Here is a 15,869-nt window from a genome sequence, read left to right on the forward strand (position 1 = left end):
TCACATTTTTTGTTCACATATCACTGACACAAATCAGGCATGCTAAGAAGCAAATTCACTTACTCTAACGACGTCAAAAAAGACTAGGAATCGTAATTTATGCATATTCATATTCTTGGAATCTGCGGGACTTTTATGGGTGGCGCAGCGGTTTTAGCACGTCAGCTAGGGCATAAAGTCACGGGGTGTGACGCCAATGTTTACCCTCCGATGAGCACTTTACTGGAGTCGCAGGGCATTGAAATTATCGAAGGGTTCGACCCTTCTCAATTGGAGCCGAAGCCTGATCTGGTGGTCGTTGGCAATGCAATGAGCCGTGGGAACCCCTGCGTAGAATATGTGCTGAACAATAATCTGAGATACACATCTGGTCCTCAATGGCTGCAGGAATTTTTACTGCACGATCGCTGGGTGCTCGCAGTATCCGGTACTCATGGCAAAACCACCACTTCCAGCATGCTGACGTGGATTTTGGAACACTGCGGCTATCAGCCCGGTTTTCTGGTGGGCGGCGTATTGGGCAATTTTGGTGTTTCAGCCCGTTTGGGTGACAGTATGTTTTTTGTCGTCGAAGCCGACGAATATGACAGCGCTTTTTTCGATAAACGTTCGAAGTTTGTCCACTATCACCCACGTACACTTGTGATGAACAATCTTGAATTCGATCATGCAGATATCTTCGATGACCTTGAAGCGATTAAGAAGCAGTTCCACCATTTGGTTCGTACCGTACCGGGGAACGGGCGCATTTTCTCACCCATTAACGATGATGCATTGCAGGATGTGTTGGAGCGTGGCTGCTGGAGTGAAAAAGAAACCAGCGGAGAAGGTGGTGACTGGAAAGCCGAGAAGGTCAAAATCGATGGCAGTGTGTTTGATGTCTACTTCCAGGGCGCATTAGTCGGCAGAGTCAGTTGGGATTTGATAGGCGATCACAATGTGGATAACGCACTGATGGCGATAGCGACCGCAAGGCACGTGGGTGTGACACCCGATTTAGCCTGTGAAGCACTGGGGCTGTTCGTTAATACCAAGCGCCGCTTAGAGCGAAAGGGGGAAGAAAATGGCGTCACAGTTTATGATGACTTTGCTCACCACCCAACAGCCATTGAACTAACCTTAGAAGGTTTACGTAACAAAGTCGGTCAGCAGAAGATCATCGCTGTGCTCGAACCCCGTTCAAGCACAATGAAAATGGGCGTTCATAAAGAAACATTGGCAAATTCGCTTAAAAAAGCCGATTCCGTGTATCTTTTCCAGCCAGAAACCATTGAATGGTCGGTGGATGATGTTGCCAAGCAATGTTCACAACCTGCCTATACGTCCGACAGCATTGATGCTCTGGTATCCAGTGTTGTCGAAAAAGCCGAACCCGGTGATCAGATATTGGTCATGAGTAATGGGGGCTTTGGTGGGATCCATGATAAATTACTCAACGCTCTGAAATACAAGAGCGAGAAGTAATCAGAAATTCTCTAAGAAGTAAGAATGAATCAAGAAAAGAAAACCATCACTTTGGCATTTACCGGAGCATCGGGGGCACCTTATGGTCTCCGTTTGCTGGAGTGCCTGTTAGCCGCAGATTACACCGTTTATCTGCTCATATCTTCCGCCGCGCGCGTTGTCATGGCAACAGAGCACGGTTTGAAGCTACCGGCATCGCCAGACGGTGCTAAAGAAAAGCTGGTGGAACATCTGGGGTGTGATACCGATAAACTAATAGTCTGTGGTAAAGAAGACTGGTTTTCTCCGGTGGCGTCAGGTTCGGCTGCGCCAAAACAGATGGTGGTATGCCCGTGCAGTGCGGGCAGTGTCGCGGCCATCGCCCATGGCATGTCTGATAACCTGATTGAACGCGCCGCTGATGTCGTGATGAAAGAACGAGGTCAGCTGTTGTTGGTGGTGCGTGAAACGCCTTTCTCTACACTCCACCTGGAAAACATGCACAAGCTCTCTCAAATGGGTGTGACCATCATGCCAGCCGCACCGGGTTTTTATCACCAGCCAAACAGAATAGAGGATCTAGTTGATTTTATGGTTGCCCGCATTCTGGATCATCTAGGTGTGGAACAAGGCTTGGTTCCTCGCTGGGGTTATGATCAACGCGGCTAGTATCCCCAAGCATCATTAGCGAATTAGATATTAAAGCCATTTGCATATGGCTAAGTGGAAATAACGCGATACAATAAACCAACTCTCATCGGGGTGCTGAATGTTTGGGCGCATAAAATGTTGTCCATCTTATGGCTGAGATAAACCTTTGGTTTGAACCCGTACACCTGAACCAGATAATACTGGCGTAGGAATTGAGCGTGGAATTTTCCTCATCTCAACCCTGTGCCGCTCAACAACGGATAGGAGCGACCAGTGAAATACGCACTGACTACCGTAGCGCTCGCTACACTTGCTGCCACGCCGGCATTCGCCGATCAAAACACACTTACAGTTTACACGTATGACTCTTTCGCGGCGGACTGGGGACCGGGTCCAACAGTAGAAAAAGCGTTTGAAGCGAAATGTGGCTGTAACTTGGAATTTGTGGCACTTGACGATGGCGTGACCATTCTTAATCGTCTGCGCCTTGAAGGTAAAAACAGCAAAGCGGATATCGTTCTTGGGTTGGACAACAACCTGATGGCAGAAGCGAAACAGAGTGACTTGCTGGCAGAACATTCTGTAGATACCAGCACCGTTACCATCCCAGGTGGTTGGGATGACAGTACTTTTGTTCCATACGATTACGGTTACTTCGCCTTTGTGTACAACAAAGAGAAGCTGGCTAACCCACCGAAAAGCCTGAAAGAGCTGGTAGAAAAGCGTGATGATCTGAAGGTTATTTATCAGGATCCGCGTACTTCAACGCCGGGTCAGGGCCTGATGCTTTGGATGAAGTCTGTGTACGGTGACAAAGTAAGTGATGCGTGGAAGCAACTGGCGAAGAAAACCGTCACTGTAACCAAAGGTTGGTCAGAAGCTTACTCAATGTTCCTTGAAGGCGAATCGGACATGGTTCTGTCTTACACCACTTCACCGGCTTACCACTTGATCGCCGAGAACGATGCAAACTTCGCAGCAGCTAACTTTGCTGAAGGTCACTATGCGCAGGTTGAAGTAGCGGCAAAAGTGAAGAACAGCGCCAATCAAAAACTGGCGGATGAGTTTATGGCATTTATCCTGAGTGATGAATTCCAGTCTGCGATGCCAACAGGTAACTGGATGTACCCAGTGACGGATGTGGAACTGCCAAAAGGCTTCGAAACATTATCCCTGCCAGGCAAAGCATTGTTGTTCGAATCAGAAGAGGTGGCGCAAAACCGCAAAGCCTGGATTCGTGAATGGCAAAATGCCTTAACTTTCTAAGTTTTCAACAGACAACAAGCCATGCATAATGCATGGCTTGCTTCTATATGCTTAGGCTTTCTGCGTCGTGAACCAAAACGTACCCAAAGTAGGGATAGTTGTTGCCACCTTTATCCTGATATTTGTAATGTCAGCTTTGTGGGCGTTGCTTTCTCATTCACCCTCACTCAATCTTTTGCAAATCTGGACCGACCCCTACTATCGTCACGTTACGGAATTCAGCTTCTATCAGGCGTTGCTGTCTACCTTATTTAGCGTTGGTCTGGCGATTCCCGTTGCGCATTCTCTGTCTTACCGGCAGTTCCCGGGGCGTAGTTTATTATTGAAGCTATTTGCCAGCACACTGGTGCTGCCTGTACTGGTGGGGGTGTTTGGTCTTTTAGCCATTTATGGAAACAGCGGTTTACTGGCGGATGGATTGAAAGCGTTAGGCGCTGAGCTGCCGTTCTCTATCTACGGTCTTAACGGCATTCTACTGGCGCATGTGTTCTTTAACCTTCCTTATGCTGCAAGACTACTACTTCAATCTCTGGAAAGTATTCCACCTGAACAGCACAAGTTATGTGCGCATTTGGGAATGTCGCGATGGAACAAATTTCTCTGGGTAGAATTGCCACGTCTTAAAGCCCAGCTTCCTCAAGTGAGCGGGCTGGTCTTCATGCTGTGTTTCACCAGTTTTGCCACGGTAATGGCACTGGGAGGTGGTCCTAAATCGACGACCATAGAGCTGGCGATCTATCAGGCAATAAAGTTTGATTTTGATTTACAAACGGGTGCCTTGCTTGCCATGTGGCAAATGCTATTGTGTGGTGTGCTAGCCATCAGTATTCAGAAGCTCTCTAAACCTGTGTCTGTATCGGCTGGCAGCATGAAACCCATCTCCAAGTACACCGATTCGGCATCGGCAAGGATATGGGACGGGCTGTGGATAGGCGGAGTTTTACTCTTGGTTCTGCCACCATTGGGTATGGTGGTACTCAGCGGTTTAAACAACAAGATTCTGACTACGCTGGGTGATGAACGATTCTGGAATGCGTTGTCTGCGTCTTTGCAAGTGGCGGGGATCTCAAGCCTACTCGCATTGCTTCTGGGGACAGCCATTCTCTCAACCAGCCGAATCTGGCGTTTAAAGCGACAAGCTTTTAAGGCGGATAAAATCGAGCTGGCAGGCACCATTATTCTGGTGACACCCGGGCTGGTGATCAGTACCGGATTATTCTTGCTACTTCGAGATATCGCCGACGTATTCGCGATGGCATTCTGGATTGTGGTGGCAGTCAACTGTTTGATGGCTCTGCCATATGTCATCAAAACGCTTTCCCTGCCCATGTTTCAACTGGTTCAGCAATATCAATACCTGTCGGCATCCTTAGGGATAAAAGGCTGGAATCACCTTAGGCTAATGGAATGGCGAGCACTTCGAAAACCATTCGCATACGCCTTTTCTATCAGCTTTATGATGTCGATGGGCGATCTCAGTGCCATTGCGCTGTTTGGCAGTCAGGAATTCCGGACGCTGCCTTTGTATCTATTCCAACTGCTTGGCAGTTATCAGATGGAGGCGGCGGCTGTGGTGTCACTTTGCCTGCTTCTGCTCAGTGTGCTGAGTTTTTCCCTGATCGAACTTCTATTCAAACCGAGAAAGACCCATGACCATTCTTAAACTTCATGACGTGCGATACCGTTACAACAACGAGTCTTTTCAATTCAATTTGGAAGTGGAAGAAGGGGATATCCTTGCTTTGATGGGACCGAGTGGTGCAGGGAAATCGACATTGCTGGCACTTGTGGCAGGCTTTATTCAGCCTCAGGGTGGAGAGATCTTAGTCTCGGGTCAGTCGGTGGTTGGGCGTGCACCTCACCAAATTCCACTTTCCATGCTGTTTCAGGAAAACAACTTATTCGCCCACCTATCTGTGCGGGAAAATATTGGTCTCGGTATAGAGCCTGGCTTAAAACTCAGCTCCGCTGAAAAGCAAAAAGTCGAAGATGCCGCGCGTATGGTTGGGATTCATGATTATCTGGATCGATTGCCGGAGCAACTCTCTGGCGGGCAAAAGCAGCGGGTGGCTCTGGCGCGATGTTTTGTCCAGCCTCACGGTATCTGGCTGCTTGATGAGCCTTTTTCTGCTCTCGACCCTGTTATTAGGGAGGAGATGCTGGCATTGGTGCAGAGCTTGGCAAAAGAGCGAGGCATCGCCGTTGTGATGGTGACACACCACATCAGCGACGCTAAAGCGATAGCCACAAAGTTTGCGTTTATGTCTCGAGGACAGGTTCAGGAAACACTGCCAGTGTCGGAGCTGGTGTCGACTGGTTCAAATCATGAACTGGCAGCGTTTGTTCGGGCGGGTGAATAACTTAATACGCCAGATGATGGTTATACATGTCGATAAAGGTTTCGGCATTTCGGAACAGAGTGGCAATCTCAATGATTATGCTCTTGTCTTTTGCCTGAGATGAGAGTGCGCCGTAAGCCACATAGTAATTCACTTCATCAACTCGGTTGACGCCAATATTAGTCAGCGGGATCAGCTTGTGAGTCTGTAAGATCTCTCGGTTTAAGGCATCCACATCGTGGACGTTTTGTTCGGGGAATAAAATACTTTCTACTACGATTTGTTGCTCTGACACTGTTAAATATGCAATCAGGCTATCTTCACTATTGTTGATGATGAGTGTGCCTGAATCTACCGAATCGACTTCCCAACCTCGTCGTGAGTCGATTAATGCCTGTAGATCCTTTAACGTCCATGACACAATTTAATTCCTTTTAAATCAGTAAGTAAGGGCAGTGAGTATAGTGATTAAAATCGATTGGGCAACACGTTGTTTCTTCTCTTTTTAATCGTTGGAAGGCGTTATTGTGGTAAATGTATCAATATATCTTGTTGTAATTTAATCACTATATTTGCATAAACGTTAGAAATTGTAGTTTTAGCCTAAGCGCACTTTTTTATGACAAGAGAAATATTTGGGATAAACATCACCTTTGATGTGATTTTAGATTGATCTTGTGAAGGGAATATAAACTTTTCTATTATTTATCTAATCAATAATTCCTGATTTTAAATTAGAAAACCCCTCATAACTACTTTCATAGATACCATCATTATTTCTGATTACGAATGTTTAAAATTAATTTATTTTGAATAACAAAATAAATTAACAAGGTAATTCTATCGCTTTTATTTATTAAACTGAGAGGCCGTTCACGCGAAATGCAACCGGTTGCGCTTTTTTGTTTAAGCTCTATTTGATAGAGTTTTTGTAGTTCATTATTTGATCAACTGGAGTGGGTTATGAAAAGGATATTGCTTTGCTGCAGCGCAGGTATGTCAACCAGTATGCTGGTGAAGAAAATGCAAGAAGCGGCTGATAAACAAGGGCTTGAGTGCAAGATAGATGCGCTTTCTGTGAGCGCGTTTGAAGACGCAGTTTCTAACTATGATGTCTGTTTACTCGGACCACAGGTTCGTTTTCAACTAGAAGAAATGAAGAAAGTGACCGATCGCATTGGAATCAATATTGCGGCGATACCTCCGCAGACATATGGAATGATGAAAGGCGATGCCGTGCTAAAACAAGCACTGGAATTAATTAAGTAAATAAAATAGTTAAATATTAATAAAGAACTCCTGATTAATTTTAATTAATTGGGCAGGGGTTCTTATACCTAAAATAAAGGTCTAATCATGAAAATATATGATGCGATGATGCGAGTCGTAGAGCAACATATTGCTCCTTTAGCGGCGAAAGTCGGGGCTCAGAGACATGTTCGGGCAATGCGTGACGGCTTTATCGTGGCGATGCCATTTATTATTGTCGGCAGTTTTGTTTTGATATTTGCGTTTCCACCTTTCGATCAGGATACCACTAATGCGTTTGGTCGAGCGTGGATAGATTTTGCCACAACCCATTTCGATACCATTATGATGCCGCACTTTATGTCGATGGCATTAATGGGGCTTTTTGTCTCCATGGGCGTAGCCTATAGCCTAGCGAAATCATACGGCATGGACGGCATTACCAGTGCAGCATTGGCACTCATGTCATTTCTGCTCGTTGCGTCTCCCGCCAGCGAAGGGGCACTGTCGATGCAGTTCTTAGGGGGAACAGGGGTCTTTACTGCGGTGCTGTCTGGTTTCTTTGCGGTTGAACTCTACCGAGTCATGAAGAAATACAACATCACAATCCGAATGCCTGAACAGGTTCCTCCTGCAATCCAGCGTTCTTTTGAAGTGCTTTTGCCTGTGGTTGCAGTTTTCATCACCTTGTATCCACTGAGTATCTGGCTTCAGACCCAACATGACATGCTGATACCACAAGCCATCATGGAGGCATTCAAACCTCTGGTCAGTGCATCTAATACTCTGCCCGCCATCATTGGTGCCTTGCTTCTTTGTCAGTTGCTCTGGTTTGCCGGTATTCACGGTGCAGCCATTGTAGTTGGCTTGTTAGGTCCTATTTTCTTAACCAACCTTACCGTCAATATTGAAGCGTTTGTTGCGGGTGAAGAAGTACCAAATATCTTTACGCAGCCGTTCTGGGATTTCTACATCTTCATTGGCGGGTCCGGAGCCACACTTGCTCTGGTGGCGTTAATGTCTTTCAGCCGCTCGGCACACCTGAAAAGTTTAGGGCGCATGAGTGCGGTCCCTGGTTTCTTCCAAATCAATGAGCCAGTGATTTTCGGAAGCCCGATCGTCATGAACCCAACTCTGTTTTTGCCGTTCGTCTTCGTTCCTATCATCAATGCAACAGTGGCGTACTTTGCCGTTCACACCGGATTCGTGGGAATGGGGATCGCGACCATGCCGTGGACGACGCCTGCCATCATCGGGGCATCGTGGGGGGCAGGCTGGACACTGTCGCCAGTGCTGTTGGTTGTCTTGCTGTTTGTGATGGATCTATTCCTTTATTACCCATTCTTCAAAATTTTTGAGCGCGAGCTGCTCGCCGAAGAAAAACAGTCGGAAGAAAGTGAACAGCAAACGTCACCTGCCACTGGTGAAGGCGTGACGGCATAAACCTCAATATTTTATCGCCCAGCTGCGTTGGCTGGGCTTGCTCAAGAATTGGAGAGAACCATGGAACAAGAAACGGTAGTGATGGACATCATCTGCAATGCCGGTGAAGCCAGAAGTTTGTGTTTTGAAGCGTTAGTGTTAGCCAGAAAGAGTGAGTTTGATAACGCTCGGGCATCTCTTAAACAAGCCAAAGAATGTTTGAATCGAGCACACCTGACTCAGACTCAGTTAATCGAAGCCGATCAGGGGGAAGGAAAAGTTCCGATGACGTTAGTCATGGTTCACGCACAGGACCATTTGATGACGACCATTCTTGCTCACGAGTTAGCAACTGAAATGGTGGAACTGCACCAGAAACTGGCAGAGAAGTAGGAGAAAAACGATGCAAAAGAAATCACTTAAACTCGCCATCATTGGTGGAGGAAGCAGTTACACACCCGAGTTGGTTGAAGGCGTGTTGAAAAGGCTCGACAAACTGCCCGTTCGTGAAATGCATTTTGTGGATGTAGCGGAAGGGGAAGAAAAACTGGAAATCATCGCGGCACTTGCGAAGCGGATGGTGGAAAAAGTGGGAGCGGACATTGAAATCAAAGCCTCTCTTGATCGCCGAAGCGCCATTAAGGATGCCGACTTCATCATGACTCAGTTTCGGGTGGGAGGATTAAAAGCACGTGCAAACGATGAGCGTATCCCAATTAAATACAACGTTATTGGTCAGGAAACCACTGGACCAGGCGGGTTTGCCAAAGCGCTGCGCACCATCCCCGTCATATTAGACATTTGTAAAGACATTGAAGAGCTTGCCCCTAACGCATGGATGCTGAATTTCACCAACCCGGCTGGGCTTGTGACTGAGGCTGTTCATCGCCACACCAAAGTAAAAAGTATGGGGCTGTGTAATGTACCGGTTTCCATGACCATGATGGTGGCGGAAATGATGGATTGTGAACCCCATGAACTGCAACTGGACTTTGCTGGGTTGAATCATCTGGTGTGGGTGCATCAGGTATGGCTGCATGGTGAAGACATCACCGAGACGGTTCTTGAAAAAGTAGGTGATGGTGCGAATTTCAGTATGAAGAATATTTTCGAAGAACCCTGGGATCCTGATTTCCTCCATGCGCTTGGAGTCATTCCGTGCCCGTACCACCGTTACTTTTACCAAACGGAAGCCATGCTGGCAGAAGAAAAACAATCTGCAGAAGAAGTGGGGACTCGTGCAGAACAGGTGATGCAGACCGAAAAAGAGCTGTTTGAGCTGTACCGGGATATCAATCTTGATCATAAACCAGAACAGCTTGAGCAACGTGGTGGCGCATACTATTCCGATGCCTCACTCAACCTGGTTGATGCGATTCACAACAACTTGAACGCTGTCCATGTGGTGAACGTTCGTAACAACGGCGCGATTCATACTTTACCTGATGACGCTGTTATCGAATGCAGCTCGGTTGTCGGAAGCTTTGGCGCAAAACCTCTGGCTGTCGGGGCATTTCCTGCGGAAATTCGAGGCTTAATCCATCAGGTTAAAGCCTATGAAGAACTGGCGGTTGAAGCTGCGGTAACAGGCAGCTATGAGAAAAGCCTGATGGCGCTGGCCAACAACCCGCTCGTACCCGATATCGCTGCCGCAAAAGCAATCTTGGATGAGATTTTAGAATCCAATAAACCTTACCTGCCTCAATTTAGCTAACAGACATTGGCGGTATGATGGCAAAAAAGGAGGTCCTATGAAGGTGATTTTTAATGCAGACGATTTTGGTCTGACGCACGGTGTAAACCAAGGTATCAAAGAAGCTCATACTCAAGGTGTGGTGAATTCCACCACGCTCATGGTTGGGATGGACGCAGACAAAGAAGCCGTCGAGATGGCAAAGCAATTGCCCGATCTTAAAGTTGGCATTCATCTGCGCTTCACGGCAGGCAAACCACTGACTGGCTCACCAAATCTTCAAGGAGATGATGGTTTGTTTCCTAAACAACCTGACTTTTGGCCGCGCCGAGACTTTGATGCCGAAGCGATTGAAAAAGAGGTCAGAGCGCAACTTGAGTATTTTGACCAATTGGGTCTCGAACTGAGCCATATTGATAGCCACCATCACGCTCATGGGCACCCGCAAATTTTGCCGATTGTTGAAAACATTGCGAAGGAAAGAGGCGTACCATTGCGAGCGCAAACTGTTGAAAACTGCCGTTATCAATTTACCGAAAAGTTTTTTGATAAAACGGTTGAGTTAGATGCGTTACTGACTTTGGTGAGTTCTTACCAAGATCGTTGTGATGTGCTTGAGGTGATGTGTCATCCGGCCCTTGTCGACGAACACCTGAAACAAATATCGAGCTACGCTCTTCAACGAGAGAAAGAGCTGAGTGTACTGACGGATCCTCGTTTGAAGGCGTCACTCAAAGATATGGGCATTCAGGTTTCGGATTACTCAGCGGTACTCTGATCGCATAAACAGAAAGCAGCTGCCTCGCTGGAACCCCCTAAACCTTAATTCCAGCGGTGAAATCTGGCAGCTCGCTTTTTTCTCGGTTACATTGAGCCCAGACAGACAATAAGGAACACTGGCAGCATGGCAAGAATTAAAGACGTCGCAGAACTGGCTGGCGTCAACCGTTCGACCGTTTCTCGTATCATTAATGGAGAAGGGAAATTTCGGGAAGAAACCAAAAGAAAAGTAGAACAAGCCATGGCAGAGCTAAACTATCGCCCCAGTGCGATTGCGCGCTCTTTAGCAACCGCCTCATCGAATATGACGGGGTTGCTCGTGACCTTCTATACCGGTGGTTTCTTCGGTGAAATGATGAATCAGGTTCAAAATGAGCTGGATAAACACAAGAAGTTCCTGATCACTGCGCAAGGGCACCATAGTGCAGAGGGTGAACGTGAAGCGATTCAGCGATTTCATGATCTTCGCTGTGAAGGGTACGTGCTCCACTGCCGCTATATGAGTGATGAAGAACTACGCACGTTAGCCGAGCAACCAACGCCATTTGTGTTGTTAGACCGCTTTGTTGAAGGTTTAGAAGATCGCTGCATTACGTTTGATCACACTGAAGCTGCGCGTGTAGCTACGTCATATTTAATCCAGCAGGGTCATCAACACCTCGGTTGCATCTCGGGGCCTAGTAGCCGATTCAGCGGTCAGCGACGCCTGGCTGGTTTTGTTGCCGCTGTTGAGGAACATAATCTGGAGCTAAATTCTGAACAGATTGTCGAAGGGGATTACGGACGGCAAAGTGGTTACTTTGCAGCAAAATCCTTAATGGAAAACAACCCTCAGATTACCGCTATCTTTTCTGCCAGTGAAGAAATGACCAGTGGTGCTATGCAGTACTTTTACGAGAAGAATATCAGGGTGCCTGAAGATGTTTCTGTTGTCAGCTTTGACAGTGTTGAGGTGTGTGAAAGCTTTTATCCTGCTGTTTCTTCCGTCCAGTTTCCTATCAGCAAAATGGCGAGAGCCGCTGTAGAAGTGTTAACGGCTAAAATCGAGAATAAAGAAAGTGACGTGTCCCACGAGTTTGCACCTGAAGTTAAAATCAGAAAAAGCGTGCGAGCCCTTTGTTAATGAGGGAATACGTTACCTAGCAAAGGTTTAGTCACACCATGGAAAGCAGAGCTCGCCTGTAACTTTGAATTCTTGGCCTATAGTTAAAACTGCACGTTCATTAATTTGGGGAGAATTCAATGGATCAGGCAAGTTTACTATCAAGAATAAATGAATTACCTAAAATTCGAAAAGTCTTGCAGGAGCTCGTTGAAATGGTCAACCGGGATGAGGTTGATCTTATGCAGCTTTCGCAAAAAATCGCTATGGAGCAAGTGGTATCCGCCCGTATTCTCCGACTCGCTAACTCCGCTCACTTTGGGCGCAGCCGAACAGTAGCTTCTATTGATGAAGCCGTTATCCGCTTAGGTACCGAACCCATCAGAACCTTAGTGGTGGTATCAGTATTGACCAGTGCCTTCCCTAAATTTGAAACCATGGATGTGACTGAATACTGGAACGACACTTTTGAAGTGGCCACTATTGCCAGCAACATTGCGAAAGAAGTGGGGCTGGAACCAAACCAAGTGTTTACCGCTGGTATTCTCCATAACATCGGTGAATTGATGATTCATGCGTTGGCTCCAGAAGAAGCTAAGTCTATTCAAGATAGAATCGATGCTGGCGAAGTCGCAGAAGACGTTCAGCGCGAAGTGCTGGGCACAACAGCCTCTGAGCTTGGAGCGAAACTCGCAACAGCCTGGAAATTTGCGCCTCAGCTCGTCGATTCAATCGCTCATTGTCTAGACCCTAACAACGCCGCAGAAGAGCCCAAAATTGCCTGGTCTTTACACTTGGCAAGGCAGATCAATATCGATTGGGATGATATTGAAGAGGAAGATCAAAGGCTCGAATATATTGAGTCAAACCATGACGCGAAAGTACTTGGTCTGTCGACGGCATTTTTACCGACATTGGAAAATGTCAGAGGACAAGGTCGAGACCTCGCAGCTCAAATGGTGTAACGAAATGTATTAAAGGGGTTTGGCTACTCCTTTTTTTCTTTATAATGTCAGTGCTCAATAAATCACAATTTATACATTTTTAGGTGGTTTATTGAGCACTGAGTGGTTGTTAACATACTGAAAATTAATCGTATTGTTACCTAAGTCAAACTTTGCATATTCGCTTTGTAATCCATTTTGTGACTGCAGGTGAATCGCGGTTAGATTGACACTCCCGCTCAAAGTTAAGCGTTAAAAACGTAACTTAGGACAATATTCGATTCAGTGTGGCCAGTATTAAAATAACGGTCGATCGCATTCAACCGGGGTTGCATATCCGGTTACCAGTCAGCTGGAAAGATCACCCGTTTCTTCTCAATAGCTTTAAGATCAAATCCCAGGACCAAGTTGATATCATTCGTCACTTGGGGATTAAACACGTCTATATAAACCCACTCCAAAGTGATGCCCAGCCACTTCCAGCTAACGAAGCAATGGAAAATGTGGAGCAAGAGACAGCACTTGAGCTTGCCAAGAAAAAAATGTGGCAGGAAAAGCAAACCCGCATAGAAAAACTCAACGCATATCGCCGACGTGTGAATAAATGCGAAAAAGAGTTTGAGCGTTCTTTGTCTCAACTGCGTTCAGTCATGAGCAAGATCCGCAGCCGACCGCTTGATGCGGTAAAAGAGGCAACGGTTATGGTGGATGAAGTTGTCGATAAGCTTTTAGCAGACAACAACGTGACACTTCATCTAATGAATGGAAAAAGCAAATTCCAGGACATTTACTTCCATTCGCTGAATGTAGCGGTGATCGCTATGATGATCGCCAAAAGCAAAGGGATGAAGGCGGAAGCGATCAAAGAGATCGCTTTTGGTGCACTTTTTCACGATATGGGGAAAGTTCGTGTACCAGCAGCCATCGTCAATAAGAAGTCACCGCTGACTGCACCGGAAGAGAATTACCTCAAGTTACACACCAAATATGGCTTGGAGCTGACAGAGAAAATTGAAGATTTCCCTTCCAGTGCCAAGCGCATCATTTGCCAGCATCATGAATACCTTGATGGCAGTGGTTACCCAGACGGTCTGAAAGGGGAACAGATAGACCCTTATGCTCAGATCGTTGCGTTAGCCAATGCTTACGATAACTTGTGCCACCCAAGAATTGAGTCAGAGCAAAAGATTCCTTTCAGCGCGCTCTCTCATCTATATAAGAAGTGCAAGCATCTATATAACAATGAAAACCTGAACATTCTCATCAAATTTATGGGAGTGTACCCACCAGGTACCGTCGTCCAGTTGTCTAATGAAATGGTCGGGATGGTCATTTCTGTCAATGCGCAGAATATCCTTTACCCGAACGTATTACTTTACGATTCAAATGTGCCACGTAACCAGGCACCCATTCTTGATCTTGCGGATAGTGAACTCAAAATCGTGTCGGCCATTTTGCCGCACAAGCTACCGGAAAAGGTGAGGGAATACTTAAATCCAAGGACTCGGATATCTTACTACTTTGAGAACGACGCCTAACGCATTCTCAAAAGTGACGATTTATGGAGAGAATTTCGTCGCTGTTTTGCCATGTGTTTGATTTGACGCTTAGATTTCATCTCAAGCACTTGGCAAACCGTAGATGCTCTGATTTTATATCTTTCTTAGATAGATACTTGGATTCATAGCAACGAGTCGTTGTGGGATTCTATGTACATTGGAGTGTTACTATGCAGTCAACTACACAAACAGCAAAGCCGGAATACCTGCTGATGGCATTACGGCAAACAATAAAAGACGAAGGCATTACCTATAATACTCTGGCACAGCAATTGGGTGTGCCGTTATCATCATTAAAAAGACACCTTCACAACACCTCTATTCCATTGGAAAAGCTTCTTACCTATTGTGTAGGGGCTGGTATCAATTTGTCAGAGCTTCACCAGGTTGCTCTGAAGCTACAGTTCAAAAACGAAAACTTCTTTAATGAAATTCAAGATGACGTGTTCTTCGAATTTCCTCAGCTCTACGATTTCTATCGCGAATTGCGTCATCGTGAAAACGACCTTCATTTAATGCAGGAGGAATACGGGCTCGACGATGCGGCTACTTATCTCTATTTACGTGCGCTGGAAATTTTAGGGCTTATTCAATTGGGTGAAAGCAACCGCTTCTCTTTTATTGGTCCTTATCACTACCAAATGTCGAGCTCATCCAAACTCGGACAGCAGTATTTAAAAAGCTTAACCGAACAGCTATTGAAAGCGAAAGACTCAGCCAAAGTCATCTGTGGGCGAATGTATCTTTCCGAAGAGCAATTGGAATCCATCGAAACCAAGCTCAACGAAGAGATACTAAGAACGCATAATGAGAATATGGAACAGGGTCGAACCGAACCTGATCATCTGCGCAATTTGATGTTCTTCGAAACCAAGTATAAGAAGGTACTGTTCTCTGCTGGTATAAGCCCACTACCTAATGATGTCCTTAATAGAGTGAAGAACATGATAAGCGAAGACGGAAATGTCTAACTTATCCACAGTAAAATGTGAATAATATGTGTAATTTAAGGGGGTAAATTTTATTTAGAATAAAATTTGCTCGCTTAGCCTTTCTTTTTAATAAAAATGCCATTTCGGTGTTGCCAACTCTGAATTACTCCCTATAATGCCGCCTCACTGACACGGCAGACGCCACAAGGCTTCAGCGAATATGTCAGTTAGGCTTCTAGCTCAAAAATAGATAATTTGTTTCTTCTTTGAAAAAAGAAAAATAAAAAACGAAAAAGTGTTTGACACTAATAATTATCTCGCTAGAATGACCGCCTCTTCACAAGGAAGCTTAAATCCTTAAGAAGAAAGCTCTTTAACAATATAGACCTATCAATCTGTGTGGGCACTCGTTGATGATAATCCAATTAGAAACTTCGGTTTCAAATTAGGTTTCAATGAACTGAGTGACCAATCGGTAGTAATACCGGCA

The 15,869-nt window shown here is 45.9% G+C and carries 15 protein-coding genes and 1 riboswitch; of the genes, 14 read left to right on the plus strand and 1 reads right to left on the minus strand.

The window, feature by feature from the left end; all coding sequences use genetic code 11:
* The first annotated feature begins 99 nt into the window (after positions 1-99).
* The 5 genes from mpl to thiQ all read left to right on the plus strand — a co-directional run bounded on the left by mpl (position 100) and on the right by thiQ (position 5,720).
* The gene (gene mpl / locus RH89_RS19090; RefSeq protein WP_004405519.1) at positions 100-1,464 is read left to right on the plus strand and encodes a UDP-N-acetylmuramate:L-alanyl-gamma-D-glutamyl-meso-diaminopimelate ligase; all 1,365 of its coding nucleotides are present in this window, start codon (positions 100-102) and stop codon (positions 1,462-1,464) included.
* A 24-nt stretch (positions 1,465-1,488) separates the two neighbouring features.
* On the plus strand, positions 1,489-2,112 hold the full coding sequence (locus RH89_RS19095; protein ID WP_004405520.1) for a flavin prenyltransferase UbiX: 624 nt from the start codon (positions 1,489-1,491) through the stop codon (positions 2,110-2,112).
* Positions 2,113-2,191: 79 nt separating this feature from the next.
* A riboswitch (TPP riboswitch) is annotated at positions 2,192-2,323 on the plus strand.
* 44 nt (positions 2,324-2,367) lie between these two features.
* Positions 2,368-3,360, plus strand: coding sequence for a thiamine ABC transporter substrate binding subunit (gene thiB / locus RH89_RS19100; RefSeq protein WP_004405521.1), 993 nt, complete (start codon positions 2,368-2,370; stop codon positions 3,358-3,360).
* A 67-nt stretch (positions 3,361-3,427) separates the two neighbouring features.
* Positions 3,428-5,023: a thiamine/thiamine pyrophosphate ABC transporter permease ThiP gene (thiP, locus tag RH89_RS19105; protein WP_038146709.1), complete on the plus strand. Its 1,596-nt coding sequence runs from the start codon at positions 3,428-3,430 to the stop codon at positions 5,021-5,023.
* Positions 5,016-5,720, plus strand: coding sequence for a thiamine ABC transporter ATP-binding protein (gene thiQ / locus RH89_RS19110; RefSeq protein WP_038146711.1), 705 nt, complete (start codon positions 5,016-5,018; stop codon positions 5,718-5,720). The genes thiP and thiQ overlap by 8 nt, the downstream gene beginning before the upstream one ends.
* A gap of 1 nt (position 5,721) precedes the next feature.
* Here the strand turns inward: thiQ and RH89_RS19115 are convergent, their stop codons facing one another.
* Entirely contained in the window at positions 5,722-6,120 is a 399-nt protein-coding gene (locus RH89_RS19115) for a DUF2170 family protein (RefSeq protein WP_004405530.1), read from the minus strand.
* 542 nt (positions 6,121-6,662) lie between these two features.
* Between RH89_RS19115 and RH89_RS19120 the strand changes: the two genes are divergently transcribed.
* The 9 genes from RH89_RS19120 (at position 6,663) to RH89_RS19160 (ending at position 15,418) form a co-directional block, all read left to right on the plus strand.
* Entirely contained in the window at positions 6,663-6,968 is a 306-nt protein-coding gene (locus RH89_RS19120; RefSeq protein ID WP_004405541.1) for a PTS sugar transporter subunit IIB, read from the plus strand.
* Positions 6,969-7,055: 87 nt separating this feature from the next.
* Positions 7,056-8,390, plus strand: a complete 1,335-nt coding sequence (locus RH89_RS19125) for a PTS sugar transporter subunit IIC (RefSeq protein WP_022551643.1) — start codon at positions 7,056-7,058, stop codon at positions 8,388-8,390.
* 60 nt (positions 8,391-8,450) lie between these two features.
* Positions 8,451-8,762, plus strand: a complete 312-nt coding sequence (locus RH89_RS19130; protein WP_004405544.1) for a PTS lactose/cellobiose transporter subunit IIA — start codon at positions 8,451-8,453, stop codon at positions 8,760-8,762.
* Between the two features lie 10 nt (positions 8,763-8,772).
* Positions 8,773-10,083 carry a 6-phospho-beta-glucosidase gene (locus RH89_RS19135; protein WP_004405547.1) on the plus strand — a complete coding sequence of 437 codons (1,311 nt, stop codon included), beginning with the start codon at positions 8,773-8,775 and terminating at the stop codon, positions 10,081-10,083.
* 37 nt (positions 10,084-10,120) lie between these two features.
* Entirely contained in the window at positions 10,121-10,840 is a 720-nt protein-coding gene (gene chbG / locus RH89_RS19140) for a chitin disaccharide deacetylase (RefSeq protein WP_004405549.1), read from the plus strand.
* A 126-nt stretch (positions 10,841-10,966) separates the two neighbouring features.
* Positions 10,967-11,965 (plus strand): LacI family DNA-binding transcriptional regulator, encoded by a 999-nt coding sequence (locus tag RH89_RS19145; protein ID WP_004405551.1) that lies wholly within the window; start codon positions 10,967-10,969, stop codon positions 11,963-11,965.
* Positions 11,966-12,084: 119 nt separating this feature from the next.
* Complete coding sequence (locus RH89_RS19150) at positions 12,085-12,909, plus strand: HDOD domain-containing protein (protein WP_004405554.1); 825 nt, start codon at positions 12,085-12,087, stop codon at positions 12,907-12,909.
* A 266-nt stretch (positions 12,910-13,175) separates the two neighbouring features.
* The gene (locus RH89_RS19155; RefSeq protein ID WP_004405556.1) at positions 13,176-14,426 is read left to right on the plus strand and encodes a cyclic di-GMP phosphodiesterase; all 1,251 of its coding nucleotides are present in this window, start codon (positions 13,176-13,178) and stop codon (positions 14,424-14,426) included.
* Positions 14,427-14,617: 191 nt separating this feature from the next.
* Positions 14,618-15,418 (plus strand): helix-turn-helix domain-containing protein, encoded by an 801-nt coding sequence (locus RH89_RS19160; protein WP_004405560.1) that lies wholly within the window; start codon positions 14,618-14,620, stop codon positions 15,416-15,418.
* Positions 15,419-15,869 lie beyond the last annotated feature (451 nt).

Origin of the sequence: Vibrio nigripulchritudo ATCC 27043 (assembly GCF_000222685.1) — a bacterium.
Lineage (GTDB): Bacteria > Pseudomonadota > Gammaproteobacteria > Enterobacterales > Vibrionaceae > Vibrio > Vibrio nigripulchritudo.